Genomic DNA, 23,004 nt, shown 5'->3' on the forward strand with positions numbered 1-23,004 from the left:
GTCTATCGATCGATTTCGACAGTCTCTTCATAACGCAGGATCTTGATCCGATCGGAACGCATCAGATCGCATAATATTTCCGCGCCCGCGATTTGCCGACGAACTAGCGCGACAAGATCGGTTTGGATTGTAGCGCTATCGGGAAGTGCCATTGCGAAGTCAAACCCTTCGTTGTGGGTCACGAACCGACGGCCAAGACCGTCCAATCCGACGACGACAAAACCGTACCGGAGATAGGGATAAATCTGCTTATGCCGCGCCGCCTTGAAGCTATAAGTAATGACGTCATGAGATGTGAAAGATCCAGATTTTAGTTCGATAACGACCAGCGGAATCGCATCCTTGGTAATCAGAATGTCCGTCTGAAAAGCGTTTTGCCCACGCATAGGGCTTGCAGCGTTCTCATGGCTCAGCTGGCCGGACGGATCGACCTCGATCTTGTAGAGCAGGCTTTTTCCGGTTTCGACGATGTAATCGGGAAAGTGCGCGGCCAGGATCTCTCGAACCTGAACAGCGACCTGATGCTCACTCTGCTTCGGAGTGGATAACGTTGTTGCACTGTTTTCCATTTGCGTCTCTTTCCGTCTCTCATTGCCGCGCTCACACCGCGTAAAGCGCCAATCCGCTAGTCGCTTCGTTGCGCATCAACATCCAGTCCGAAGGCCGATTAGGAGGGAAAGAAGCAGGTCAGAGTTAATTTTTGATCCTATTTTGGGATAATCCGTTTCTGGGATCAAATTGTGCGCCGCCGATTCACGGCCCAGGCGGCGCATGCAGAAGACCCTCAAATCCGCGGACTATGCCCGACTGATCGACCTGCTTGTCGCAGTGCGGAAAGCTGCGGATGTTCGACAGCAGGCCTTGGCCAAGAAACTCGGGCGACCTCAATCTTTTGTTGCCAAGTATGAAAACGGGGAGCGCCGCCTCGATATCATCGAGTTCACGGCCATTGCGCGCGCTCTTGGCGCAGATCCCGTGAAGTTGTTTAAGGATTACCTTGGCGGAAAAGGCTCGCCCAAGGCCGCTGCAAAGCGCCCGATCAAATAGCCGTACAGCTTAGGCTTCTTGTCGGATCATTTTATGATTCGGACCTGCTGATAAGAGCCACTAGATTGCTGCCTTTCCACTCGACTTTCCCTGCACGTGGAGCGTCACTGTCGCCGTAAACGGAGGCGATGATGGACCGCAAAATCACGGAACAGGCGATAGGTTTGATCCTTACCGAGATCGGCATTCGCCTTGGCGAGGCCGCACGGATTGCCAAGGCCGCCGAGGCCTGTGCGCTGGCCGGCAGTGTCGCCGAAGGCGTAAGAGTTTCGATGGATCTCGAACAGATATTCTATGAGACCGGCCGTTTGCAGGATGCGGCTTCGCTGCTCAACCGGTTGTCGAGCGAGTAAAGCTCTTTCTCCAACCGAAAGGTTCTCGGCCCGTCTGCGAACGATGGGCTTGCGGCAGTGGCAGCACATGATGCTGTCGTTGAAGCAGGAGAACCGAAATGCCCACCAGCAAACGAAAGCCGCCTCGCAAGACCGGGCGTAAATCTACACCGTCAGCAAAGCGACCGACAAAATCCGCCGGGAAGGTTCTGCCCTCCGTCGCGCCGAAGAAGCCGGTCATGCTGAAGACGCCGAACGTGGCCGTGTCCAAACAGGACAAGGTCCTCGATATGCTCCGCGCGCCGTCCGGTACAACCATCGCCGCCATCATGAAGGCAACCGACTGGCAGCAACATTCGGTGCGCGGCTTCTTCGCTGGTACCGTGCGCAAAAAGCTCAAGCTGAACCTAACCTCGGTCAAGACCGCTGGACAGCGCGTCTACCGGATCGCGAAACCGGGTACTGCGAAATGATCCGTGCCCCCTCCTCCATGAAGCCAGCCGATCCAGCCGTAGAAGCAGAGCTCGGTCGGCTGGCAACCGCCCCTATCGTCGAACTGCGCAAACGTTACCGGGAGGTGCTTCGAACGGATCCGCCGAAAGCATTCGGTCCAGATCTGCTGCGCCGGAGCATTGCCCATCGGATTCAGGAAAAGGCCTATGGTGGGTTGTCCGGTCCGACCAAGCGCCTGCTCGATCAGCTTGTGAAAGTGATGGCCACCAAGCCCAACGGACAGCTGGAGCTTCCGCGCCGGATCAAGCCTGGCTCGGAGCTGGTTCGGACATGGAAGGGGAAGACCTACCGCGTCGTGGTCCGGCCGGACGGGTTTGCCTATGATGGCAAGACTTATGCGGGCCTCTCCGAGATCGCATCGCTGATTGCTGGCACCAACTGGAATGGACCGCGGTTTTTCGGGCTGCGGTCAAAGTCTCAGGGGGCGCCCGATGGCAAGTAACAGTCCCAAACCCCTGCGCTGCGCCATCTACACCCGCAAATCGACTGAACATGGCCTTGAGCTGGAATTCAACTCGCTCGATGCCCAACGGGAAGCTTGCGAGGCTTATATCAAAAGCCAGGCATCACTCGGGTGGAAGGTAATCACGCAGCCCTATGACGACCCAGCCTTCTCCGGTGGAAACCTTGAGCGCCCTGCCCTCAAGCATCTTCTCAAGGATATCGACGCCGGTAAGGTCGATGTCGTCGTGGTCTACAAGATTGACCGCCTCACCCGCTCGTTGGCCGACTTTGCCAAACTGGTCGAGGCGTTCGACGCCAGATCAATCTCGTTCGTCGCTGTCACCCAGCAGTTCAATACGACCACATCAATGGGACGGCTGACGCTCAACGTCCTGCTCTCCTTTGCCCAGTTCGAACGCGAGCTATCATCCGAGCGCGTCCGGGACAAGGTGGCGGCCTCCCGCCGCAAAGGAATGTGGACCGGTGGCACGGTGCCACTGGGTTATGAGGCTCGGGACAAGAAACTCGTCATCAATCCCACGGAAGCCGAAACCGTCCGCATCATCTTCCGACGGTATATCGAGCTGCAATCCTTCGGCCGCCTTGTTACCGATCTCGATAAGCGTGGCATCGTCACCAAACGGCGGAACACCAAGGTCAAGAAGTTCAACGGCGGGATCCCGTTCACCTATGGACCCCTCGCTCATTTCCTGAAGAACCGGATTTACATTGGCGAAACCGGTCACGGCGGCAAATGGTATCCCGGAGAGCATAGGGCCATTGTGGAACGAAAGACCTTCGACAAAGTGCAGGCACTGCTGGCGGCGAGCACCAGCAAACGAAAAATCAAACGGTCTGAAAGCGCTGCGCTCCTGATGGGCAAGCTGTTCGATGATCGCGGCAACGCAATGAGCCCTAGCTTTTCAAGCAAGAACGGCGCCCGCTATCGCTTCTATGTCAGCTCAGCCGTCCTGCGTGGCCGCAAATTGGAAGCAGGATCGGTCACACGCGTCTCCGCGATCAACATCGAGCAGACCGTGATCAACGCCCTGCGAGATCGGCTGAAGATCGACAACGCTACGCTGGATACCAATGTTATCGGTACCTACATCGCGCGTGCCGAATTGAGCAGCCGCGCCGTCAAAATCACCACCACACCGGGAGCAAAAATTCGATCGAACAAATTCGCGATCCCTTGGCAGGTCCGCCAACCGGACTCGGCAACTATCCTTGAGGCGGACGGCGAACGCCAGCCTGATGCAAAACTGGTTCAGGCCACTGTTCGGGCTCATGCTTGGCTGCGCGCTCTGCAAAGCAACAAGTTTGACACTGTCGAGGCGCTCGCCGCGTCGGTCAAACTGCATCCAAAGCTGGTGCGGCAGGAGCTGCGTTATGCGTTTTTAGCATCAGCCATTACGGAGGCAATTTTGACAGGCGGCCAACCGTCGGCGCTCTCGCTCGCACAGATTCCGAAGACCTTGCCGCTGACATGGTTGGAGCAATGTCACGCTCTCCGTTTCTCAAGGCTCGAAATGACAAATCCAGCCATGAAATCTGTGCGCCCGCTTTGCACCAAGAGCGGGCGGTGACTTTCAAATGGATGCTAACGAAGCGCTGACGGAAACTCTCCGGTCCTTTCGTGAGTCTTTTTTGACACAGGGTAGATGTATCCCAAAGGCGAACCTTGAAGCAAGGTAGTCAAATCAGCCAAGCTGTGCAAAAACGTTTACGCTGGAGAAATCCGATGACATATGTCGACCATTTCCTTTCCTTTCCGTTCGCGGATAGCCGCGAAGCGGCGTCATCGCGGCCCCGGCTATCGGTAAAGATTCGCGGTAAAACCGTTACGACGACGCCAGTCTTCGCTGCGTACTGGTATTTCGCTGCTGAGCGACAACGCATCTTCTTTCGACGCCTGCAGGGTTCGCTTACTCAAACGACGAGCGATCCGGTGTTGAGCGTTTACAAATTTACGAATGCGTACCGCGCCTCGGACAGAGTCAGCCAATACCTGATCCGCAACGTCATCTACCGCGACGATTTGCCGAATGACACAACAAACGTCTTCTTTCGCACGCTACTTTTCAAGTTATTTAACAAGATCGAGACTTGGGAAACGCTTGAAAGGACGGTCGGCCCCATCGTTTGGGAGACGTTCAGTTACGAACGCTATAACCGCGTTCTCGCGCAATGCATGAAGGCCGGCAAGCGTATCTATTCGGCTGCTTATATCATGCCGTCAGCTGGTAGCTTTTTCGGACACAGCGCCAAGCACCAAAACCATCTCAAGATGCTTGCATATCTTGTGAAGGAAGAATTCCCTGCGCGGTATGTCGCAACAGAGAAAATGGCGGATGCGTTCGCCCTTCTTCGCTCAATACCTTCGGTAGGCCCTTTCCTTGCGTACCAGTATGCAATTGATCTCAATTACAGTCGGCTGACCAGCTTCTCGGAGGACGACTTCGTCGTCGCGGGTCCCGGCGCACTCGATGGCATTCATAAATGTTTCGTCGGCGTAGATGGTATCAGCGCCGAAGACATCATCCGCTATATGTGGGAAACCCAGCAAGAGCATTTCGCCGCCCACGATATCGACTTCAAGTCGCTATGGGGACGGCCGCTGCAGCTGATCGATTGCCAGAACTTGTTTTGCGAAATCTCCAAATATGCACGCGTCGCGTTCCCGGAATATTCCGGGGTCGCCGGCCGCACGCGGATCAAGCAAAAATTTCAGCCCGGCAGGACGGCGCCGGCACCCTGGTATCCGCCGAAATGGGACCTCAACGCGCGGATTCCCGACTGTCTATTTTGATATATCGTCCACGTCGGCAACATCGGCGATCGCCGTGGCGGTACAGAGAACACTGCCAGCCGACTCGATGAACGCGGCCTTGTAATCAATGGCCCGTAATGCCCATGCCCGGTCGAGGGCCTTTTCTCTGGCCTTCACATAGAGCGTATTCATGGCGTCGAGGCGGACTTCGATCTGCGACCAATAAGCCTCACTGGCCACCTCCAGTCCGAGAGCGCCCAACAGCGCCCGCTTCGCGGCGAGCACGTAAGCCAGACGCGGCGGCGCTGTCGCCGCCGCCCGCTCCTGCGTCGATAACATCTTCTTCACCTCGCAGTCGGATGGCGCAAGAGCCGCCGCCCCCATGCCGAGGCCGACGGTAATCCCCTGCACGTTGGGCGACACGGTGGGCTCGAAAGTGAGACGGCGGTTCGCAAGATCGACGTGCACGGTCCCTTGCATCTCTTGGCACAACTGATGAAACATTTCGCAACCGGCGAAGATCGCATCTTCCCATTCCCAATAGGTGTTATGCCAGACCTCCAAGCCTTCGACATACATGCGCAGCAGGCCTGCTCGTACTTGTGAAGAACACGTCGCTGTGTCCTAGTTATTTCAACAGACAGTTGATGCCATGATCAGTCAAATAAACGGCCGGGGGGCGACGTGAGAATAAGCAAGATATCGATACAGAATTTCAGAGGGATACTGCTCGTGACCTGCTCCCCAACTTAAACTTGACAAACGTTCCGCGCTGTATCGCAGTGCGCCATTGGCTCGCGCCATTCAACTTTGCGGTAAACCGGCAACCAACGCCGCTCTTCCACTCATTAACTCTGGTGCGAAACTCTTCTACGATGTCACGAGCTTCCAGCCCGGCTGCCCCTTAAGTGCCTGATTCAGTCTTACGCTCACAATCAATTCGCATACTCGGACCATGCGGGGTTGACCGTGATCAGGACAGCGTGGCTTGCGGTTGTTTGTTTGAGTGGCGTGGCTGCAATGGTCGCTAACATTGACGCCGGAACGCCGACGCCTCCACCGACCGTGGGAGCTCCTCCGGAGCAAGCGACTGTCGGTAGAACCTTTTCACAGGATACGTTGAACAAGGCAGACAAGCTGGAAATTGCATACGTTCGTGACGCCGCTGTCGTAGAGCCGGCCACGCTGGCTACGAAGGCGCCAAGCGAAATTTCACCACGACCTCCTCGTTCAACAGCAATCCCTAAGATTGTGAGCCGGCATTGGCGCGATCCCAGCGCCAAGAAGTCCGCGGCCGTGTCGCAAGGCCGACGCATCAAGAGCCAAGAGGCGAAGAAGAGTAAGAATTTCGACCGTGGGAAAGCCACCGTCGATCTCAGGGCCTGTCGACGCCTAGAGGGCTTTGCGGGGTTGTTAAGGGCGCTGAACCTCACGCCAGGATGCGAAACGTAGATGGCGTTGTCCGACCTCCACTTCAATCACCAACAGCGGCAGTCGTGCGGGTAGCCTGGCCACTACCACCAACTGGTCCACAAGGAGAGGCTTCAATGCAGGTTGAACAGGTTTCTCACTAGCTGCCCAGAAATGATACTCGTGAAGGACAATTTGGTCAGCGGAACGGCCGTCGCCGAGCTGCCACTCGCAACCACCGGGGTGCTCGCCAGTTGCGGTTGGTTGGCCACAACCTTAGGCCCCTGCCGTTTAATGACCGTCCGCCTTTTTTTATCAACGCCAACTATTGGCGGAGGCGGAGGTGCTGACGCGTACGATTGCAGTAGGGATGGCTCGCTTGTGATTGTGGGTTCGACCGGCGTTGGTGGCGGGACGATGGTGGGCTGACTGGTGTCAATAACGATGCGCTCGGGAGGATGCTGAAGTGAGGCTATCCGAATGACCGGTCTGTTGATTGGGTCACTAGCTAGTTTCGGGAAAGATTTGGGAAGGCACCAATCCACCACGAGCAGCAACACAAATAGCGATGCGCCAACCCAGGCTATGTATCGTCCAATCGGCATAACCATGTCTCGCCGCTTTAGGAGCGTGACAAAGAGCAAACGCCGTAATTCCTGACACTTCGTAACTGAACGTGGTTACTCATGAAATCGATGGCTGCCAACGTTCGATCGCCATTGCGCGGCAGCGCTGGTCCATGCTGCGCTTCCCCTTCTGATGCTTGAGGCCGTAACCATGGACCTCGTTTCACCATTAGCCTGAACCCCCATCCTTGGGTCAAACTGAGAAGAACTCAGTGTGAGCAAAGGTTTTCCGCTTTGCCCTCAAACTCCGACATTTCCCGATGCAGTCGGCATGTCTCAAAGGTGCCGATTTTGTTGTAGAAGTCGCGTCTGCTGATTAGGCCGTTGTGCCGCCCTGTTGGGCCCTGACGCTGTTAGGCAATATCTCCTCTACGCGAGGCACTGGACCGCATAGGGGGGCGGCCGGGCGCCCAATTTGGCGAGCCGTCTCAGGTTCTGGGCGATGGCGGCGAGCGTGAATTCGTCTTGTGCACCCCGCGGGCCGCGCAGAGTCGAAGTCGACCAAGCCTCAGGATTCGCTTCAGGTGTGCGAACCGCATCTCGATCTTCTTACGCTCATGCCGTGACTGCTCGAAGCCCTCGGTGCCAGCGAGGGCACGAGCAACATCGCGAGCGGCTTCGTGTTGATTGCGTGGAATTTTGCGAAATGGATTCTTGGGACAGCACATTGCTTTGAGTTCGCAGCCGTCGCAGTCATGCTTTCTCGCTAGATAGAGTAGTGTCGTTCCATCATTCACAAGCGTCCCGGTCGTCGTGAGGGTCTTTCCTGCGGGACAGTGATAGGCATCGTTTGCTGCGTCGTAGTCGAAGTCACTGCGTGAGAAGGTGCCATCATCTCGCTTCGACTTGTCGATCACCGGAATATGTGGCGCGATGCCCTTCTCCTCGACCAGCCAGTTCAGCATCGGAGCCGACCCGTAAGCGGTATCGGCCGCGAGCCGCTCTGGCTTGAGACCAAAACGCTCCTCCGTTCGCTCAATCATGGTCCTGGCCGCGCCTACTTCGGCTTGGCGAATGGCGCGGGAGGCCTCGACGTCAACGATGACGCCGAACTTCACGTCGATGAGATAGTTGTCAGAGTAAGCGAAGAATGCCGGTCCCTTGTTAGCCCCGGTCCACTGGGCCGCAGGATCGGATGGCGAGACAAACTTCGGGACCACGTCGGTAGCCGCCCCCAGGCTGTGTCGTCAAGGGTCGCCATGTACTCCTTCACCGCGCGGCTGGCAGTCTCCGGATCGCGATCCTTGTGCCAGTCCTGACCCGCGATCGAGCGCTGCTTGTTGGCGTCGGCCTGGATCAGGCTTGCATCGACTGCAAAGCCTTCACCGCCAACGAGACCAGCCGCGATGCATGCCTCGACGACGCGCTCGAATACGCGGCGAAAAACATTGCCCTTGCGGAAACGCTCATTGCGGGCGCGCGAAAATGCCGAGTGATCCGGGATAGCGTCCTCGATGCCGAGCTTGCAGAACCACTGATAGGCGAGGTTCACCTGCACTTCACGACAGATCAATCGCTCCGAACGGATCGCAAAGACATACCCCACCACGAGCATCCGGATCATCAGCTCCGGGTCGATCGATGGGCGGCCCGTGGACGAGTAATGAGGTGCGAGTTCGCTGCGAAGCCAGGACAGATCGAGAGCAGCATCGATCTTCCGCACTAGATGATCTTCAGGAACCGCGTCGTCGAGCTGAAACTGGTAGAAAAGCTGCGCTTGTTCGCTCTTCAGCCGGCCCATCATGGCTTGCCCCCACCAAGATTCGCGTCAGCAGGATGGAATCACGGTTCGCCGCATGCCTCAACGGGCTTCTGCAACAAAATCTGCCAGAAGCGGAAGGCCTCAGATCGAGCATAAAACGTCGGTGCCCCCGGAAAGCGGACATGCTATGATGTCCGCTTCGCGCCAGAGCGCGCCCGGAACAAATTCAGGATCGAGCGCGTTGTTAGTGCGTTTGGGATCATTTTGAGCATCTGGCACGGGATAAACCGTTTAGCTCCAATTCTGAAAGAGCCAGATTTTCATGACTTTCATCCCTGATCCACCTTTAGCATCACCGTCCACTTTGACCCCACCCCTAGCTTTGCCAACCGTTCTCATCGTTGAAGATGAGTTGATATTGCGAATGCGCGCGGTGGATATTGTCGAAGACGCCGGGTTCAATGCGGTCGAAGCGGTGAACGCTGACGAAGCACTTGCCATTCTCGAAGCGCGCTCCGATATCGCATTGCTTTTTACCGACATTCAAATGCCGGGCAGCATGGACGGCCTGAAACTCGCTCACGCTGTCGCCGATCGTTGGCCTCCCATAAAAATTATACTTGTGTCAGGTCAATTGAAGCTCACCGAAAGTGAAGCACCGATCAACAGCCGGTTTTTCGGAAAGCCGCTGGAGGCGGCGCAGATGATTGCCCAGCTTCAGGACATGATCGGCAAAGGGTCATTGGGACTTCTCGCCGTCAATATCGGGGCGTTAAAGACCGAGCCGGTAAAGGTTGACCTTATCGCCGAATCCAAGAAAGCGCGGTTGATCTTGCCCTCGCAAGAAGTTTTGACAGCAGAAAACGACAGTCTTAGGGTCCTGCTTCTGCAAGCAGGAATCGATGCGAAAGTATTGCTTGCGCAGGCCGGCATCGACGCCAAGGAGCGTGAAGCCGCCGACAAGCTGCAAAAGCTCATTCTGGACGAGTTGCACCATCGCATCAAAAATACGCTTGCAACCGTGAGTGCTATCGCATCGCAAAGCCTGCGTACGGCGACAAGCATTGAACACGGACAGCATGCCATCGAAGGACGGCTGCTCGCACTTGGGCGGGCTCACGATCTTCTTATGCAAGCAAGTTGGGTCAGCGCCAGTCTCGCCAACATTGTTCGAGGCGCGACCGAGCCATATGACAGCGAGGCTGCGGGGAAGTTTTCGATACAGGGCCCCGACATCAAGATCACGTCCGCTGCGGTCATTGCGCTGGCCATGACTCTCAACGAACTCTGCACCAACACCACAAAATTCGGGGCGCTATCGACGCCTAGAGGTCGCATCGAAATTTCCTGGACGATCGATGCGGAGAAAAAGCGACTGCATCTGTCGTGGGCCGAAAAAGACGGACCGCCCGTGAGTACTCCCACTCGGCGAAGCTTTGGAACGCGGTTGATCGAAACCCTTGGTAAGCAGCTCAGCGGCGAAGTTCACCTGGTCTATGAGACAACGGGTTTCGTTTACGCGCTCGATGTTCCGCTCGGCTCACTGGAACCACCGGCCGGTTAATCTGATCAAGAGACCTAAGGCCGTGCTCGACGGGTGCTCCCTGGATGGTGGCGCTCTATAGGCGCTCGGCAACGCGGTGCTTTTCTGCGGATTTGTTTTCCCGGCTTCAATGTCCGCTGCGGTGAGACGAGACAACTTTCGCAGAAGGTTTCCGCTGTGCGCTCGATATCAGACATCAGTTGGGACGTTGATTTCGCGGAGCTCCAACTGAAACCGACAAAACGAGGACTCGAACTCGCTCAGTCTGGATCGAACCTGTCTCTGTTCATGAAAGTCCGCGGTAGGTCAATTTGCAAGGCGGCTTGTTGCCATCAGGTCTCCGGCGCGATCTGACTGGTTCCTAACCACGCAGTGGTTTTCTTCTCCGGTCTCTGCGGCGAGTCTCCAGAAAACGGGAGTTTTATTTGATAACGGAGGATGCGGAGACTGAGAGCGATTCAAAAAGCCCGCAATTGGCGGGGCTTTCTCTGCAAAAAGAATAAAATTCTCCAAAACGCGCACTGGCTGGCTGAAGTGAGAGGATTCAAACTCACGCATTCCTGATCGAACTCCGTCTCTACAGCGGCACCTGCAAATTCGGGAATGTTTCGGTCAGAGTTGCAGTTTACCGCACCATTGACCGCTTCAATATATCTGTTATTCTGGATATATGGAAAATTTAGTTGCAATCGATGCCTTGGCTGCGCTGGCCCAATCAACGCGCCTCGATACCTTCCGCATTCTCGTGAAACATGAACCTGACGGCGTGCCAGCCGGCCAGCTGGCGCGTCTTGTTGGTGTTCCGCAGAATACTCTCTCATCGCATCTCTCAATTTTGTCCCGCGCGGGTCTTGTGACTGGAGAGCGCCATAGCCGCTCGATCATCTACCGCGCCAATTTATCCGTACTTCAAGAGGTCACGCTGTTTTTGGTCAAGGACTGCTGCGGGGGTCGCCCCGAGGTGTGCGCGCCCTTGATTGAAAGCCTGTCGTCTTGCTCACCGAAAGGAAAGCTCAATGTCCGATAGAATCTTCAATGTCTTGTTTCTCTGCACCGGTAATTCCGCACGTTCGATCCTCGCTGAGTCGATTTTGCGAAAGGATGGACGCGGTCGCTTTCAATCGTTCTCGGCAGGAAGTGAGCCGAAGGGCGAAGTGAATCCATTCGCGTTGAAGATTCTTGAAAGTTTGGATTATCCAGCTCAAGGCATGCGCTCAAAAAGCTGGATGGAATTTGCCGCAGCGGATGCGCCGGTGATGGATTTTGTGTTCACTGTTTGCGACAACGCAGCCGGTGAATCATGCCCGATCTGGCCGGGTCAACCAATGACCGCGCATTGGGGCATTGAGGATCCAGCTGCCGTGGAGGGTACAGACCTCCAGAAGCACGCCGCATTCCTTACAGCGTTTCGTTATCTGAAAAATAGGCTGGCCGCGTTTGCCAGTTTGCCACTTTCTGAAATCGATAAGCTGTCGCTCGGTACTCAACTGCGCGAAATCGGTCGCCTTGACGGATCGACTTCGGGTCAGGAGAAAGCCGGCTGATGCGTGCTTTCGATCTGCCACGTCGACTGGTCGCCGAAGGACTGGGAACAGCGTTGCTCGTGGCGACAGTTGTGGGTTCTGGCATCATGGCCGAAACGCTCACGAAAGATGTTGCCTTAGCTCTGCTCGGCAATACCTTACCAACCGGCGCCATTCTCGTCGTACTGATCACAATCCTCGGTCCAATTTCCGGCGCCCACTTTAATCCAGCCGTGACACTGGTATTTGCGCTTAAGCGAGAGTTGTCAGTCGGCACTGGTCTGCTTTACGTCCTGGCCCAGATCGCCGGCGGACTCGTCGGCGCAATCACGGCGCATTTGATGTTCGCTCTGCCCATGCTCGATGCTTCTCTAAAAGTACGAACGGGCGGAGCACAATGGTTCTCCGAAGGTATTGCGGCCTTCGGCCTCGTTGCAACAATTCTGGCTGGCATTCGGTTTCAAAAAGAAGCTGTACCTTGGTTAGTCGGCCTCTACATCACAGCTGCTTACTGGTTCACAGCATCAACCTCATTTGCAAATCCGGCCGTAGCGATCGCACGCTCATTTACAAATACGTTCTCTGGCATTCGACCAAACGATTTACCGGGATTCATCGCATCGGAAATCTGCGGCGCTATTGTCGGTCTCGTTGTTATGTCGTGGCTATTCCGACCGGAACAAAATGCTCCCGCTCTAAACTCGAAGGCGCAATTATGAGTGTCACGATCTATCACAACCCAGACTGCGCTACTTCACGCAACACACTGGCCATGATTAGGCAAAGCGGTGTCGAGCCAATCGTAATTGAGTATCTCAAGACGCCGCCCGCACGTGAAAGGCTGATTGAGTTGATTGAGAAAATGCGAATGCCGGTGCGGTCTTTGCTCCGTGAGAAGGGCACGCCTTACGCTGAGCTTGGGTTGGCCGATTCCAAGTGGAGCAATAATGATCTCATCGACTTCATGCTGGCGAATCCGATTCTGATCAATCGGCCAATTGTAGTTACCGCAAAGGGCGTAAAGCTCTGTCGTCCATCCGAGGCGGTGCTTGAAATACTACCGAATCCACATATCGGTCGGTTTGTGAAAGAGGATGGCGAGGTTGTCGATGCCGCCTGACCTGCTTGGCCTTCCCAATATCGATAGGGAAGCTTTTGAAGTGCCAAGGATTGACTTAGGTCAGCCAACGCGAGCGATCCATCGGCCGCGAATTTTGTTGCTGTACGGCTCATTGCGGGAGCGGTCTTTTAGCCGCTTTGCAACAATGGAAGCCGCGCGCCTGCTTGAAGCGTTTGGTGCGGAAACCCGCGTCTTTAATCCCGCTGGTTTGCCGCTGCCCGATGACGCTCCAGCTGACCACCCAAAAGTCAAAGAGCTGCGTGACCTCTCGACTTGGTCGGAGGGCCAGGTTTGGTGCAGTCCTGAGCGCCACGGTGCGATGACCGGCATTATGAAAACTCAAATCGACTGGATACCGCTCTCGATTGGGGCTGTTCGGCCCACGCAAGGAAAAACGCTAGCCGTGATGCAAGTCAGTGGTGGCTCGCAATCATTTAACGCGGTCAATCAGCTTCGCGTTCTTGGCCGCTGGATGCGGATGATCACAATTCCAAATCAATCCTCAGTAGCGAAAGCATACGAACAATTTGACGATTGCGGCCGTATGAAACCATCGCCGTACTACGACCGCATCGTCGACGTGATGGAAGAACTCGTAAAATTCACACTGCTGACGCGAAATGAATCGGCATATCTCACAAACCGATACAGCGAGCGAAAAGAAAGCCGGGAAGCGCTCTCAAAGCGAGTTCAACTAAGCAAGGCTCTATAAAAGCTTCGATGGGCTTGCCGGTGTCACCCCGAATTTGTCCAATGCAGTCCCTACTGCTCGCCGCCAAAGGTTGCGATTACCACTGCCGCCCCACCGCGCAGTGGTTTTCTTCTCCGGTCTCCAAAGCGAGTCTCCAGAAAACGGGAATTTCCCAATGGATACATGGAGACTTTCAGGAATTTTCGGAGGATTTGGTGCGAACATCGGTCTCCACAGAGACTCTTTACCCATGAAAAGCCCGCTATTTGCGGGCCTTTCTGCACTAAAAAAATAATATTCTATGAAAGCCGGACTGGTTGGCTGGGGCGGGAGGATTCGAACCTCCGCATGGGGGAATCAAAATCCCCTGCCTTACCACTTGGCGACGCCCCAATAGCGCCGAACGGTTTTGCGGCGGGGTCGAACCCGGCCGCTGCGCGCCGCTCGTTGTCGAAAAAGGTGCGGCGGATTTGCGGCTGGAAGCCATGAACCGCGCCGATTCACCGTGGCAGCGCAGGTCTTAGAGCATTTTCCGGCAAAGTGGAAACCCGGTTTTCAGCGGTAAACAGGCTGCCAAACCATGGGAATTCATGCGGATTCCCGCCGCAACGGCAGCAGGCGGCGTCTGCGAAACAGGGTGCATGGCGCTCGCCGCGGTTGACGCCCCGAGGCCGAAGTTCCGCATGGCGAATGGGTCCCTTGCGGCCCCGAAATCGGCCTGCGCGGCAGTTGAGGGCGCGCCTTTTTCATGGGAAGACAAGAGACGCTCAAACGGCCGCGACAAGAGCCGGGGCGCGAGGAAAAACACCGCAGAACAACGACTTATTGCAACACAACGTGCGCGCGTATCTTGCCCGGCCAGCCGGCCGTCTTGTGAGACCAGCGCCACCGAGGCCCCGCCCGAACAGCGAGATCATGCTCATGACCTACCGCGCGCCGATCACCGACATGCTCCTATCCCTCAACCACGGCGCGGGCCTTTTGGCCGCCGTCGAGGCGGGACATTATAATGGCTACGAAGCGGAGTTCTCAGCTGCGGTCATCGAGGAAGCCGGCAAGTTCGCGACCGACGTTCTGGAGCCGCTCAACCAGGTGGGCGACCGCGAGGGCATCAAGCTCACCGACAAGGGCGTAATCACCGCGACAGGCTGGCCCGATGCCTACAAGCGCTGGTGCGACGGCGGTTGGAACGCGGTGTCGGGCTCCGAGGATTTCGGCGGACAGGGTTTGCCGCTCGCAGTGCATTCCGCCGTCAATGAAATCTGGAGCGCGTCGAACCTGGCGTTCGGCCTGTGTCCGCTGCTGACGCTGAGCGCGATTGATGCGCTCGATGCCCACGGCAGCGAGGACCTGAAAAAAATCTATCTCGAAAAACTCATCTCCGGCGTGTGGCCCGGCACCATGCAGCTCACCGAGCCGCAGGCCGGCACCGACGTCGGCGCGCTGCGCACGCGCGCGGAAAAGAAGGACGACGGCAGCTACCGGCTGTTCGGCACCAAGATCTTCATCACCTACGGCGACCACGACATGAGCGACAACATCGTTCATTTCATTCTGGCGCGCCTGCCCGGTTCGCCTCCCGGCACCAAGGGCATCACGCTGTTTCTTGCGCCGAAATATCTGGTCAACGCCGACGGCTCGCTCGGCGCGCGCAACGATATTTACGCCAGCGGCATCGAGCACAAGCTCGGCATTCATGCCTCGCCCACCTGCACCATGACCATGGGCGACAAGGGCGGCGCGGTCGCCTATGTCGTCGGCAAGGAAAACGGCGGCATGCAGGCGATGTTCACCATGATGAATCAGGCGCGGCTCGGCGTCGGCCTGCAGGGCGTCGGCATCGCCGACCGCGCCTATCAGCGCGCGCTGGCCTATGCGCAGGAGCGCAAGCAGGGCAAGGCGCTCGGCCACAAGGGCGACGGCTCCGATCCGATCATCATGTATCCCGACGTGAAGCGGAATTTGATGCTGATGCGCGGCCTGACTGCCGCGGCGCGGACCATCTGCTACGCCACGGCGGTCGCCATCGATGTGTCGCATCGCGCGACCGACCCGAAGGTGCGCGAGAAGGCTGCCGCGCGCGGAGCGCTGCTGACGCCGATGGCGAAGGCATTCTCCACCGACATCGGCAACGAGGTCGCGGCCATCGGCGTGCAGATCCACGGCGGCATGGGCTTCATGGAAGAAACCGGTGCTGCGCAATACGTCCGCGACGCGCGCATTCTCACCATCTATGAAGGCACCAACGGCATTCAGGCCAACGACCTGCTGATGCGCAAACTGCAAATGTCCGGCGGCGAAGCGGTGTGGGATCTGCTGGGCGAACTCTCCGCCATCGTCTCCAAGGTGGAGGCCTCGAACGATCCGGCCTTCGGCACCACGGGCGCAAAGCTGCGCGACGCCGTGGCGTCCGTGGAGCGCACCAGCAAGTGGCTCCTGGAAAAGATCGCGACATCGCCGGCTGAAGCACTGGCGGGCGCGTCACCTTACTTGCGGATGTTCTCGACCACGCTCGGCGGCTGCGCGCTGGCGAACGAGGCGCTCGCCGCGCGCAACGACGACAACATTCAGGGTGACACCAGCCGTTATGTCACGCTGGCGCGGTTTTTCGCGGAGAACATCACCGTGCAGTCCGGCGCGCTCGAGCGCGCGGTGGTGGACAGCGCGACGTCGGTCACCGACTCGGACGCCGTGCTGGCGGAGTAAGCTTTCCCTTGCGGGAAACAGAAAACCCGCATCACGCCAGAAAAGCAGGTCCGCGCCGCAACAGGTTTTCCGCCTGCGCGACCATCCCGTTCAGGATGTCCGCGGCCGGTTGCTGCGCATGGACGAGATCCACCGCCTCCCCCGCAATGACGGCCGCGACGCTTACATCGCCGACGTCACGCGCGGCGGCGTAATGTGCTTTCTGCCGCTCCAGGTCATGCTGCAATCCGTCGCTGTCGGATTCCCAGCGGCGCGAAAAATCATTGACCAGTGTGCGGATGTTCCATGGCTTGGGCCAGTCGTATCCGCGGATCGTGTCGAAGACCTTGCCACGCGCCGTCGAGTCACCTGATGCAGAGACCACCGCGCCCTTGACGCTCGGATGGGCCAGGGCTTCATCGGCCGCCAGAAACGCGGTGCCGCACAGCACGCCGGACGCCCCGAGCATGAGCGCCGCAGCGAGCCCCCGGCCATCGGCAATTCCTCCCGCCGCAACCACGGGCACGTCGCCGACCGCGTCCACCACCGCCGGCACCAAAGGCAGAGTCGAACGCACGCTGCCATGGCCGCCGGCTTCCGTTCCTTGTGCAACGATAATGTCTGCGCCTTCTTCGACTGCAATACGGGCCTGCTCGACCGACTGGATCTGCGCGATCAACGGGAGACCAGCCTGCTTGACGAGCGCAACGAAACTCCCGAGTTGCCCGAATGACAGGAAAATCGCCTTCGGCCTTTGCTCGATTACGATATTCAGCAGATAGGGATTTCGCTCCAGCGCCCATGTAATGAATCCGACACCGACCTGGATATTACCCGCTTCCTTGATTTCCTTCCTGACCCATTCGCTGTCGCAGTAACCACCACCGATCATGCCTAACCCTCCGGCGCTGGTGACGGCAGCGGCAAGTTTGCCGCCGCTCACCATGCCCATCGGAGCCAGCAGGACGGGCGCGGAAATCCCGAGCTTCGCGGTCAGAGTTGTTTCGATGGCCATATACGCTCCCCGTTCTGCGCGGCTGATACTGGCGCAGCACCCCACGTCTTTCCAGCGCTCATTCGCGACTATCGCGATCACACCAGCGGCTTCAGCCCCGCCTCGATCTCCTTGCGGCGCGCTTCGAGAAACGGCGGCAGCGCAAGTTTTTCGCCGAGCGTCTCCATTGCTTCGTCGGTGGCAAAACCGGGGCCGTCGGTGGCGATTTCGAACAGGATGCCGTTCGGTTCGCGGAAGTAGAGACTGCGGAAATAGAAGCGATCGATCTCTCCGCTCGAGTGGACGGCGAATTCGGCAAGCCGCGCGGTCCACGCATGATACTGCGTCTCGTCCGGCGTGCGGAACGCGACGTGGTGCACACCGCCCGCGCCCTGACGCGCGTCCGGCAAATCCTTCTGTCCCAGCACATGCAGCTCCGCGGCGGGACCACCCTCGCCCATCGAAAACACATCGATGCGGTGTTCGCCGTCAGGCGATGCGTAATCGCGGACGCGCGTCATGTTCATCACGTCGGTCAATATCCGCGCGGTGCGCGAGAGGTCGGGCACGGTCAGCACGATCGGCCCGAGCCCGCGAATCTGATGTTCCGCCGGCACCGGGCTCTTCTCCCACGGATGCGCGTCACCCCGGCCGCCATCATCCACCAGCACAAGCCGTTGACCCTCGGGGTCCTCGAACGGAAGGGTCAGCCGGCTGTCGATCTCTGTCACCTTGCCGACATGCGCGCCGAGCTTGATCAGCCGGTCCTGCCAGAAGGCGAGCGTCTTCTCGCCATTGACCCGCAGGCCGGTGCGGGACACGCTGCGGGTGCCGCGCTGCTCCCGCGCCGCCGGCCAGTCGAAGAAGGTGAGATCGGTCCCCGGATTGGCCTTCCCGTCGGCATAAAACAGGTGATATGCGCTGACATCGTCCTGATTGACCGTCTTTTTGACCAGCCGCATGCCCAGCACGCCGGTATAAAATGCCAGATTTCCCTTGGCGTTCGCGGAAATCGCCGTCAGATGATGGATACCGGTGAGTTGCATGGCAGTTTCCCTTCACGAACGAGTGCGGAAATCGATTGGCCACTCTTGCCGTTCTGGCCAATGATGTAGGATGAACTCACAAACGGCGCCAGTCACCTCAATGTTCCAGCGCCCTCTCGCATTCAGAAAACACCCGGGAAACGCCTATGACCGACCACGTGATTGTCACCGATGAAGACGCGGCGCGCATCATCACCATGCGGCGGCCGGACAAGAAAAACGCGCTGACGCAGAGCATGTATCTCGCGATGGCCGAGGCCATCAAATCCGCGCAGTCCGATCCGGACATCCGCAGCATCGTGATTTCCGGCGGCTCAGGCGTCTTCACGGCCGGCAACGATCTTGAGGATTTCGCGAAGGCGAATACCGCGCACGACGACAGCGCCCGGCCGCTCGCGGCGACCCAGTTCCTCAAGGCGCTTGCCTATAACGAGAAGCCGCTGATCGGCGCGGTGGATGGCATCGCCGTCGGCGTCGGCACCACCATGCTGTTTCATTGCGACTACGTTCTCGCCAGCACCACGGCGACGTTCTCGACGCCGTTCATCCATCTGGGTCTGGTTCCGGAGGCCGCGTCCAGCCTGCTCGCGCCGCGCACCATGGGACATCACCGCGCCTTCTCGATGCTGGTCATGGGCCGCACTGTCAGCGCGGAGGAAGCGCGCGAGGCCGGTTTCGTCAACGTTGTGGTCGCGCCCGGACACACCGAGGTCGAGGCGCGCAAGGTCGCGCGCGAAATCGGCGCGCTGCCGAAGGACGCGGTCGCGCTGACCCGCAAGCTGCTCAAGCCGCCGCGCGAGGACGTGCTGCGCAGGATGGACGAGGAGTCGCATCATTTCGGCGAGCGGCTGAAATCCGACGAGGCGCGGAACGCATTCAGCGCATTTTTCGCGCGCAAAAAGAAAGCCTGATCTGATATATCCATATCAGACACAGGAAGATCGGGTTTGAAATGCCGACACTTTACTATCACACCTCTGCTGGCCTGAATCATGTAACCGCCCCCGGCCATCCCGAACGGCCGGATCGCCTGCGCGCCATCGCGGAAGGTCTCGCGAACGAGAAGTTCGATGCACTGGTCCGGCATGAAGCCCCCCTGGCCGACCTCGACACTGTCGCGCTGTGCCATAGCAACGAGTACATCGACGAACTGCGGCACATCTCGCCGAAAGAGGGAATGATCTATCTCGACGGCGATACCTCAATGTCGCCGGGCACGCTGGAAGCCGCGTTGCGCGCCACCGGCGGCGCTGTCGCCGCCGTCGATGCCGTGATGACCAACACCCGCACCAACGCCTTTGTCGGCACGCGCCCGCCGGGACACCATGCCGAAACATCGAAGCCGATGGGCTTCTGTTTCTTCGACAGCGCCGCGATCGCCGCGCGCTACGCGCAGCGCAAGTACGGCATCTCACGCGCGGCGGTGGTGGATTTCGACGTCCATCACGGCAACGGCAGCCAGGAAATCTTCTGGTCGGACCCGAGTGTCATGTATGCCTCGACGCATCAGATGCCGCTGTTTCCGGGCACCGGTGCCACACAGGAGCGCGGCGAGGACGACAATGTCGTCAACGCGCCGCTGCGCGCCGGCAACGGCGGGCGCGAATTCCGCGAAGCGTTCGATCTCGCGATCCTGCCGCGGCTGGAAGCCTTCGCGCCCGAACTGATCGTGATCTCCGCCGGCTTCGATGCGCACTGGCGCGATCCGCTCGGCAGCCTCGAACTGCGTGAGGAAGACTATGCGTGGGTGACGCGCAAACTAATGGAAATCGCCGACACATCGGCGCAGGGACGCATCGTCTCCGTGCTGGAAGGCGGCTACGATCTGCAAGGCTTGCGGGATTCGGTTGCGGTTCACGTCGCGGCGCTGATGAACAACTAACATTTCATTTCGTCATTGCGGGGAGCTCTTGCGACAAAGCAATCCAGCTTTTCCTTCCTCAGACTGGATTGCTTCGCTTCGCTCGCAATGACGGCAGAATCTCTTCCCCCACCGCAATAAATCGCGCTACATTGCCGCCACATTGCGCCCGCAAATCGTTTCTAGATTCCGCGGGCTCTGTCAATTTCAGGACTCGTAACTCGGAAACCGACCATGGCCGAAACCGCACACGCCGACGTCAAGAAGCTGAGTTTCGAACGCGCGATCGAGGAACTGGAATCGATCGTGAAGCGCCTCGAGGACGGCAAGGTGCCGCTCGAAGAGTCCGTCGCGATCTATGAGCGCGGCGAGAGCCTGAAGCGGCGCTGCGAGGAACTGCTGCGTCAGGCGGAATCCCGCGTCGACAAGATCACCACCGACGCATCCGGCCACGCCGCCGGCACCGAGCCGCTCGACGTCCAGTAAACCTGCGCAACCGGCAGCATCGCTTCGGACAATCTCACTTCAGCGGTTCCCGCGCAGATATGGCGGATGTGGAACCATCGGCCGCTCAATTTCGAGCCCTAACAGCCATTTTCCGGCCTCCAATGCCCAAAAGGTGAGGCTCATCGCCACCCCCTAACGGATTGGCATTGTTCTGGAATTGGTATAAGCCACGGGACCGCTTCGGACCTTTCATGGCGCTTTTTGTGCCGGCCGGGCGCTCCCAAACTCATTGCGGATCATTGACGTGTCAAATTCGAGCAAGACTCCTCTCCTCGACGCTGCGCCGACGCCGGACCTGCTCCGCAAGCTCAAACCCGAGCAGCTGCGCCAGTTCGCGGACGAATTGCGGATCGAGACCATCGACACGGTGTCGGTGACCGGCGGCCATTTCGGCGCGGGCCTTGGCGTTGTCGAACTGACCACCGCGCTTCACTACGTGTTCAATACGCCGGACGACCGTATCATCTGGGACGTCGGCCATCAGGCCTATCCGCACAAGATTCTCACCGGCCGCCGCGACCGCATCCGCACGCTGCGTACCGCCAACGGATTGTCCGGCTTCACCAAGCGCGCCGAGAGCGAATACGATCCGTTCGGCGCGGCGCATTCCTCGACATCGATCTCGGCAGGCCTCGGCATGGCCGTCGCACGCGACCTCACCGGCGGCAAGAACAACGTCATCGCCGTGATCGGCGACGGTTCGATGTCCGCCGGCATGGCCTATGAGGCGATGAACAACGCCGGCGCGATGCATTCGCGGCTGATCGTGATCCTCAACGACAACGACATGTCGATCGCGACGCCGGTCGGCGCAATGTCGGCCTATCTCGCGCGCCTGCTTTCCGGAAAGACCTATGGGTCGGCCCGCGAGGCGCTGAAGAACCTCGCACACAAGCTGCCGAAATTCTTCGAGGACCGTGCGCTGCGCGCCGAGGAATACGCGCGCGGCATGGTGACGGGCGGCACGCTGTTTGAAGAACTCGGCTTCTTCTATGTCGGCCCGATCGACGGTCACAACCTCGATCACCTGCTGCCGGTGCTCACGAACGTGCGCGACGCCGCGACCGGCCCGGTCCTGATTCATGTCGTGACGCAGAAGGGCAAGGGCTACGCGCCCGCCGAAGCGGCTGCCGACAAATATCACGCCGTTGCGAAATTCGATGTCGCCACCGGCGCGCAGGCCAAGGCGAAATCCAACGCGCCGTCCTATACGGCCGTGTTCGGCCAGAGCCTCGTCAAGGAAGCGCAGAAGGACGACAAGATCGTTGCCATCACCGCAGCGATGCCCGGCGGTACAGGCGTCGATATCTTCGCCAAGGCATTTCCGGCGCGCACCTTCGATGTCGGCATCGCCGAACAACACGCGGTGACGTTCGCAGCGGGCCTCGCCACCGAAGGCTTCAAGCCGTTCTGCGCGATCTATTCGACATTCCTGCAGCGCGGCTACGACCAGGTCGTGCATGACGTCGCGATCCAGCGCCTTCCGGTGCGCTTTGCCATCGACCGCGCCGGTCTCGTCGGCCAGGACGGCCCGACCCACGCCGGTTCGTTCGACAATGTCTATCTGGGCGTGCTTCCCGGCTTCGTCATCATGGCGGCGGCCGATGAGGCCGATCTCGTTCACATGGTCGCGACGCAGGTCGCCATCGACGACGCGCCGAGCGCATTGCGTTATCCGCGCGGCGAAGGCCGCGGCGTCGAAATGCCGGAAGTTGGCGTGCCGCTTCCGATCGGCAAGGGCCGCATCATGCGCGAAGCTGCCGGGAAAAAATCGAAGGTTGCGCTGCTGTCGTTCGGCGCGCGGCTCGGCGAATGCCTGAAGGCCGCCGACGAACTCGAAACGCTTGGCTTGCCCACCACCGTCGCCGACGCCCGCTTCATGAAGCCGCTCGATCTCAACATGGTTCTCAAACTTGCACGCGAGAACGATGTGCTGATCACCGTGGAGGAAGGCGCTATCGGCGGTTTCGGTACCCATGTGCTGCAGGCGCTGGCCGACAACGGCGCGCTCGACGGCCATGTCCGTGTGCGAAACATGGTGCTGCCGGACACGTTCATCGATCACGATTCACCGGCCGCGATGTACGCGCAGGCGGGTCTCGACGCCAAGGGCATCGTCGCCAAGGTGTACGAGGCGCTCGGCAAGGACATGAAGTCCGAGACGGTGAAGCTGGCCTGAGGGGCAAG

General features: G+C 58.7%; 22 protein-coding genes, 1 tRNA gene and 1 pseudogene. 17 read left to right on the forward strand and 7 right to left on the reverse strand.

Annotated features, from left to right (window positions below):
* Nucleotides 1–2: 2 nt before the first annotated feature.
* Nucleotides 3–569, reverse strand: a complete 567-nt coding sequence (locus AC07UB_RS19050; RefSeq protein WP_494654047.1) for a hypothetical protein — start codon at nt 567–569, stop codon at nt 3–5.
* Nucleotides 570–771: 202 nt separating this feature from the next.
* Here AC07UB_RS19050 and AC07UB_RS19055 point away from each other — a divergent pair, with 202 nt between their 5' ends.
* The 6 genes from AC07UB_RS19055 (at nt 772) to AC07UB_RS19080 (ending at nt 5,148) form a co-directional block, all read left to right on the forward strand.
* Nucleotides 772–1,047, forward strand: coding sequence for a helix-turn-helix domain-containing protein (locus AC07UB_RS19055; RefSeq protein WP_494654045.1), 276 nt, complete (start codon nt 772–774; stop codon nt 1,045–1,047).
* A 131-nt stretch (nt 1,048–1,178) separates the two neighbouring features.
* Nucleotides 1,179–1,400, forward strand: a complete 222-nt coding sequence (locus AC07UB_RS19060) for a hypothetical protein (RefSeq protein WP_425992939.1) — start codon at nt 1,179–1,181, stop codon at nt 1,398–1,400.
* Between the two features lie 218 nt (nt 1,401–1,618).
* Entirely contained in the window at nt 1,619–1,852 is a 234-nt protein-coding gene (locus AC07UB_RS19065) for a DUF3489 domain-containing protein (RefSeq protein WP_494654043.1), read from the forward strand.
* On the forward strand, nt 1,849–2,334 hold the full coding sequence (locus AC07UB_RS19070; protein WP_494654041.1) for a DUF2924 domain-containing protein: 486 nt from the start codon (nt 1,849–1,851) through the stop codon (nt 2,332–2,334). Before AC07UB_RS19065 ends, AC07UB_RS19070 begins: the two co-directional genes overlap by 4 nt.
* On the forward strand, nt 2,324–3,925 hold the full coding sequence (locus AC07UB_RS19075; protein ID WP_494654039.1) for a recombinase family protein: 1,602 nt from the start codon (nt 2,324–2,326) through the stop codon (nt 3,923–3,925). Before AC07UB_RS19070 ends, AC07UB_RS19075 begins: the two co-directional genes overlap by 11 nt.
* 155 nt (nt 3,926–4,080) lie before the next feature.
* The gene (locus AC07UB_RS19080) at nt 4,081–5,148 is read left to right on the forward strand and encodes a nucleotide kinase domain-containing protein (RefSeq protein ID WP_494654038.1); all 1,068 of its coding nucleotides are present in this window, start codon (nt 4,081–4,083) and stop codon (nt 5,146–5,148) included.
* On the opposite strand, the gene AC07UB_RS19085 is transcribed toward AC07UB_RS19080, so the two are convergent.
* Together AC07UB_RS19085 and AC07UB_RS19090 are read right to left on the reverse strand one after the other, a co-directional pair.
* Nucleotides 5,140–5,688 (reverse strand): hypothetical protein, encoded by a 549-nt coding sequence (locus AC07UB_RS19085; RefSeq protein WP_494654036.1) that lies wholly within the window; start codon nt 5,686–5,688, stop codon nt 5,140–5,142. The two genes, AC07UB_RS19080 and AC07UB_RS19085, sit on opposite strands and share 9 nt — an antisense overlap.
* 1,826 nt (nt 5,689–7,514) lie before the next feature.
* Nucleotides 7,515–8,889 (reverse strand): annotated as a pseudogene (locus AC07UB_RS19090) (transposase).
* 280 nt (nt 8,890–9,169) lie between these two features.
* Here AC07UB_RS19090 and AC07UB_RS19095 point away from each other — a divergent pair.
* A complete protein-coding gene (locus tag AC07UB_RS19095; protein WP_494654034.1) occupies nt 9,170–10,411 on the forward strand; it encodes a sensor histidine kinase in 1,242 nt (413 codons plus the stop codon).
* A gap of 285 nt (nt 10,412–10,696) precedes the next feature.
* On the opposite strand, the gene AC07UB_RS19100 is transcribed toward AC07UB_RS19095, so the two are convergent.
* Nucleotides 10,697–10,948 carry a hypothetical protein gene (locus AC07UB_RS19100; protein ID WP_494654033.1) on the reverse strand — a complete coding sequence of 84 codons (252 nt, stop codon included), beginning with the start codon at nt 10,946–10,948 and terminating at the stop codon, nt 10,697–10,699.
* 112 nt (nt 10,949–11,060) lie between these two features.
* On the opposite strand from AC07UB_RS19100, the gene AC07UB_RS19105 reads away from it, so the two are divergent.
* Genes AC07UB_RS19105 through arsH form a run of 5 tightly spaced genes read left to right on the forward strand, consistent with a single transcriptional unit; the run spans nt 11,061 to nt 13,745 of the window.
* Nucleotides 11,061–11,417 carry an ArsR/SmtB family transcription factor gene (locus AC07UB_RS19105; RefSeq protein WP_494654032.1) on the forward strand — a complete coding sequence of 119 codons (357 nt, stop codon included), beginning with the start codon at nt 11,061–11,063 and terminating at the stop codon, nt 11,415–11,417.
* The gene (locus tag AC07UB_RS19110; RefSeq protein WP_494654030.1) at nt 11,407–11,934 is read left to right on the forward strand and encodes an arsenate reductase ArsC; all 528 of its coding nucleotides are present in this window, start codon (nt 11,407–11,409) and stop codon (nt 11,932–11,934) included. Before AC07UB_RS19105 ends, AC07UB_RS19110 begins: the two co-directional genes overlap by 11 nt.
* Entirely contained in the window at nt 11,934–12,632 is a 699-nt protein-coding gene (locus AC07UB_RS19115; protein ID WP_494654028.1) for an aquaporin, read from the forward strand. The genes AC07UB_RS19110 and AC07UB_RS19115 overlap by 1 nt, the downstream gene beginning before the upstream one ends.
* Nucleotides 12,629–13,033, forward strand: a complete 405-nt coding sequence (gene arsC, locus AC07UB_RS19120; RefSeq protein WP_494654026.1) for an arsenate reductase (glutaredoxin) — start codon at nt 12,629–12,631, stop codon at nt 13,031–13,033. Before AC07UB_RS19115 ends, arsC begins: the two co-directional genes overlap by 4 nt.
* Nucleotides 13,023–13,745: an arsenical resistance protein ArsH gene (gene arsH, locus AC07UB_RS19125; protein ID WP_494654024.1), complete on the forward strand. Its 723-nt coding sequence runs from the start codon at nt 13,023–13,025 to the stop codon at nt 13,743–13,745. Before arsC ends, arsH begins: the two co-directional genes overlap by 11 nt.
* A 297-nt stretch (nt 13,746–14,042) precedes the next feature.
* On the opposite strand, the gene AC07UB_RS19130 is transcribed toward arsH, so the two are convergent.
* Nucleotides 14,043–14,117, reverse strand: a tRNA-Gln gene (locus AC07UB_RS19130).
* A gap of 528 nt (nt 14,118–14,645) precedes the next feature.
* Here AC07UB_RS19130 and AC07UB_RS19135 point away from each other — a divergent pair.
* The gene (locus AC07UB_RS19135; protein ID WP_494654022.1) at nt 14,646–16,430 is read left to right on the forward strand and encodes an acyl-CoA dehydrogenase family protein; all 1,785 of its coding nucleotides are present in this window, start codon (nt 14,646–14,648) and stop codon (nt 16,428–16,430) included.
* 31 nt (nt 16,431–16,461) lie between these two features.
* On the opposite strand, the gene AC07UB_RS19140 is transcribed toward AC07UB_RS19135, so the two are convergent.
* Complete coding sequence (locus AC07UB_RS19140) at nt 16,462–17,424, reverse strand: NAD(P)H-dependent flavin oxidoreductase (protein WP_492792208.1); 963 nt, start codon at nt 17,422–17,424, stop codon at nt 16,462–16,464.
* Nucleotides 17,425–17,501: 77 nt separating this feature from the next.
* Nucleotides 17,502–18,449 (reverse strand): ring-cleaving dioxygenase, encoded by a 948-nt coding sequence (locus tag AC07UB_RS19145; protein WP_492792207.1) that lies wholly within the window; start codon nt 18,447–18,449, stop codon nt 17,502–17,504.
* Between the two features lie 146 nt (nt 18,450–18,595).
* On the opposite strand from AC07UB_RS19145, the gene AC07UB_RS19150 reads away from it, so the two are divergent.
* From AC07UB_RS19150 to dxs, 4 genes are all read left to right on the forward strand, one after another.
* Nucleotides 18,596–19,360 (forward strand): crotonase/enoyl-CoA hydratase family protein, encoded by a 765-nt coding sequence (locus AC07UB_RS19150; RefSeq protein WP_492792206.1) that lies wholly within the window; start codon nt 18,596–18,598, stop codon nt 19,358–19,360.
* 41 nt (nt 19,361–19,401) lie between these two features.
* Nucleotides 19,402–20,331, forward strand: coding sequence for a histone deacetylase family protein (locus tag AC07UB_RS19155; RefSeq protein WP_492792205.1), 930 nt, complete (start codon nt 19,402–19,404; stop codon nt 20,329–20,331).
* A 213-nt stretch (nt 20,332–20,544) separates the two neighbouring features.
* A complete protein-coding gene (locus AC07UB_RS19160) occupies nt 20,545–20,796 on the forward strand; it encodes an exodeoxyribonuclease VII small subunit (RefSeq protein ID WP_492792204.1) in 252 nt (83 codons plus the stop codon).
* Nucleotides 20,797–21,061: 265 nt separating this feature from the next.
* Nucleotides 21,062–22,996, forward strand: a complete 1,935-nt coding sequence (gene dxs, locus AC07UB_RS19165; RefSeq protein ID WP_492792203.1) for a 1-deoxy-D-xylulose-5-phosphate synthase — start codon at nt 21,062–21,064, stop codon at nt 22,994–22,996.
* The last annotated feature ends 8 nt before the right edge of the window (nt 22,997–23,004 follow it).

It is taken from the genome of Afipia sp. GW821-FHT04G03 (assembly GCF_059419985.1).

Excerpts from the sequence above, each read along its gene's own strand:
- AC07UB_RS19050 (WP_494654047.1), bottom strand. The coding sequence starts at position 569 with ATGGAAAACAGTGCAACAACGTTATCCACTCCGAAGCAGAGTGAGCAT.
- AC07UB_RS19085 (WP_494654036.1), bottom strand. The coding sequence starts at position 5,688 with ATGTATGTCGAAGGCTTGGAGGTCTGGCATAACACCTATTGGGAATGG.
- AC07UB_RS19140 (WP_492792208.1), bottom strand. The coding sequence starts at position 17,424 with ATGGCCATCGAAACAACTCTGACCGCGAAGCTCGGGATTTCCGCGCCC.
- AC07UB_RS19070 (WP_494654041.1), top strand. The coding sequence starts at position 1,849 with ATGATCCGTGCCCCCTCCTCCATGAAGCCAGCCGATCCAGCCGTAGAA.
- AC07UB_RS19055 (WP_494654045.1), top strand. The coding sequence starts at position 772 with ATGCAGAAGACCCTCAAATCCGCGGACTATGCCCGACTGATCGACCTG.
- AC07UB_RS19115 (WP_494654028.1), top strand. The coding sequence starts at position 11,934 with ATGCGTGCTTTCGATCTGCCACGTCGACTGGTCGCCGAAGGACTGGGA.
- arsH (WP_494654024.1), top strand. The coding sequence starts at position 13,023 with ATGCCGCCTGACCTGCTTGGCCTTCCCAATATCGATAGGGAAGCTTTT.
- AC07UB_RS19100 (WP_494654033.1), bottom strand. The coding sequence starts at position 10,948 with ATGCGTGAGTTTGAATCCTCTCACTTCAGCCAGCCAGTGCGCGTTTTG.
- AC07UB_RS19135 (WP_494654022.1), top strand. The coding sequence starts at position 14,646 with ATGACCTACCGCGCGCCGATCACCGACATGCTCCTATCCCTCAACCAC.
- AC07UB_RS19060 (WP_425992939.1), top strand. The coding sequence starts at position 1,179 with ATGGACCGCAAAATCACGGAACAGGCGATAGGTTTGATCCTTACCGAG.
- AC07UB_RS19105 (WP_494654032.1), top strand. The coding sequence starts at position 11,061 with ATGGAAAATTTAGTTGCAATCGATGCCTTGGCTGCGCTGGCCCAATCA.
- AC07UB_RS19150 (WP_492792206.1), top strand. The coding sequence starts at position 18,596 with ATGACCGACCACGTGATTGTCACCGATGAAGACGCGGCGCGCATCATC.
- AC07UB_RS19080 (WP_494654038.1), top strand. The coding sequence starts at position 4,081 with ATGACATATGTCGACCATTTCCTTTCCTTTCCGTTCGCGGATAGCCGC.
- AC07UB_RS19160 (WP_492792204.1), top strand. The coding sequence starts at position 20,545 with ATGGCCGAAACCGCACACGCCGACGTCAAGAAGCTGAGTTTCGAACGC.
- AC07UB_RS19110 (WP_494654030.1), top strand. The coding sequence starts at position 11,407 with ATGTCCGATAGAATCTTCAATGTCTTGTTTCTCTGCACCGGTAATTCC.
- AC07UB_RS19095 (WP_494654034.1), top strand. The coding sequence starts at position 9,170 with ATGACTTTCATCCCTGATCCACCTTTAGCATCACCGTCCACTTTGACC.
- AC07UB_RS19155 (WP_492792205.1), top strand. The coding sequence starts at position 19,402 with ATGCCGACACTTTACTATCACACCTCTGCTGGCCTGAATCATGTAACC.
- arsC (WP_494654026.1), top strand. The coding sequence starts at position 12,629 with ATGAGTGTCACGATCTATCACAACCCAGACTGCGCTACTTCACGCAAC.
- AC07UB_RS19075 (WP_494654039.1), top strand. The coding sequence starts at position 2,324 with ATGGCAAGTAACAGTCCCAAACCCCTGCGCTGCGCCATCTACACCCGC.
- AC07UB_RS19145 (WP_492792207.1), bottom strand. The coding sequence starts at position 18,449 with ATGCAACTCACCGGTATCCATCATCTGACGGCGATTTCCGCGAACGCC.
- AC07UB_RS19065 (WP_494654043.1), top strand. The coding sequence starts at position 1,619 with ATGCTGAAGACGCCGAACGTGGCCGTGTCCAAACAGGACAAGGTCCTC.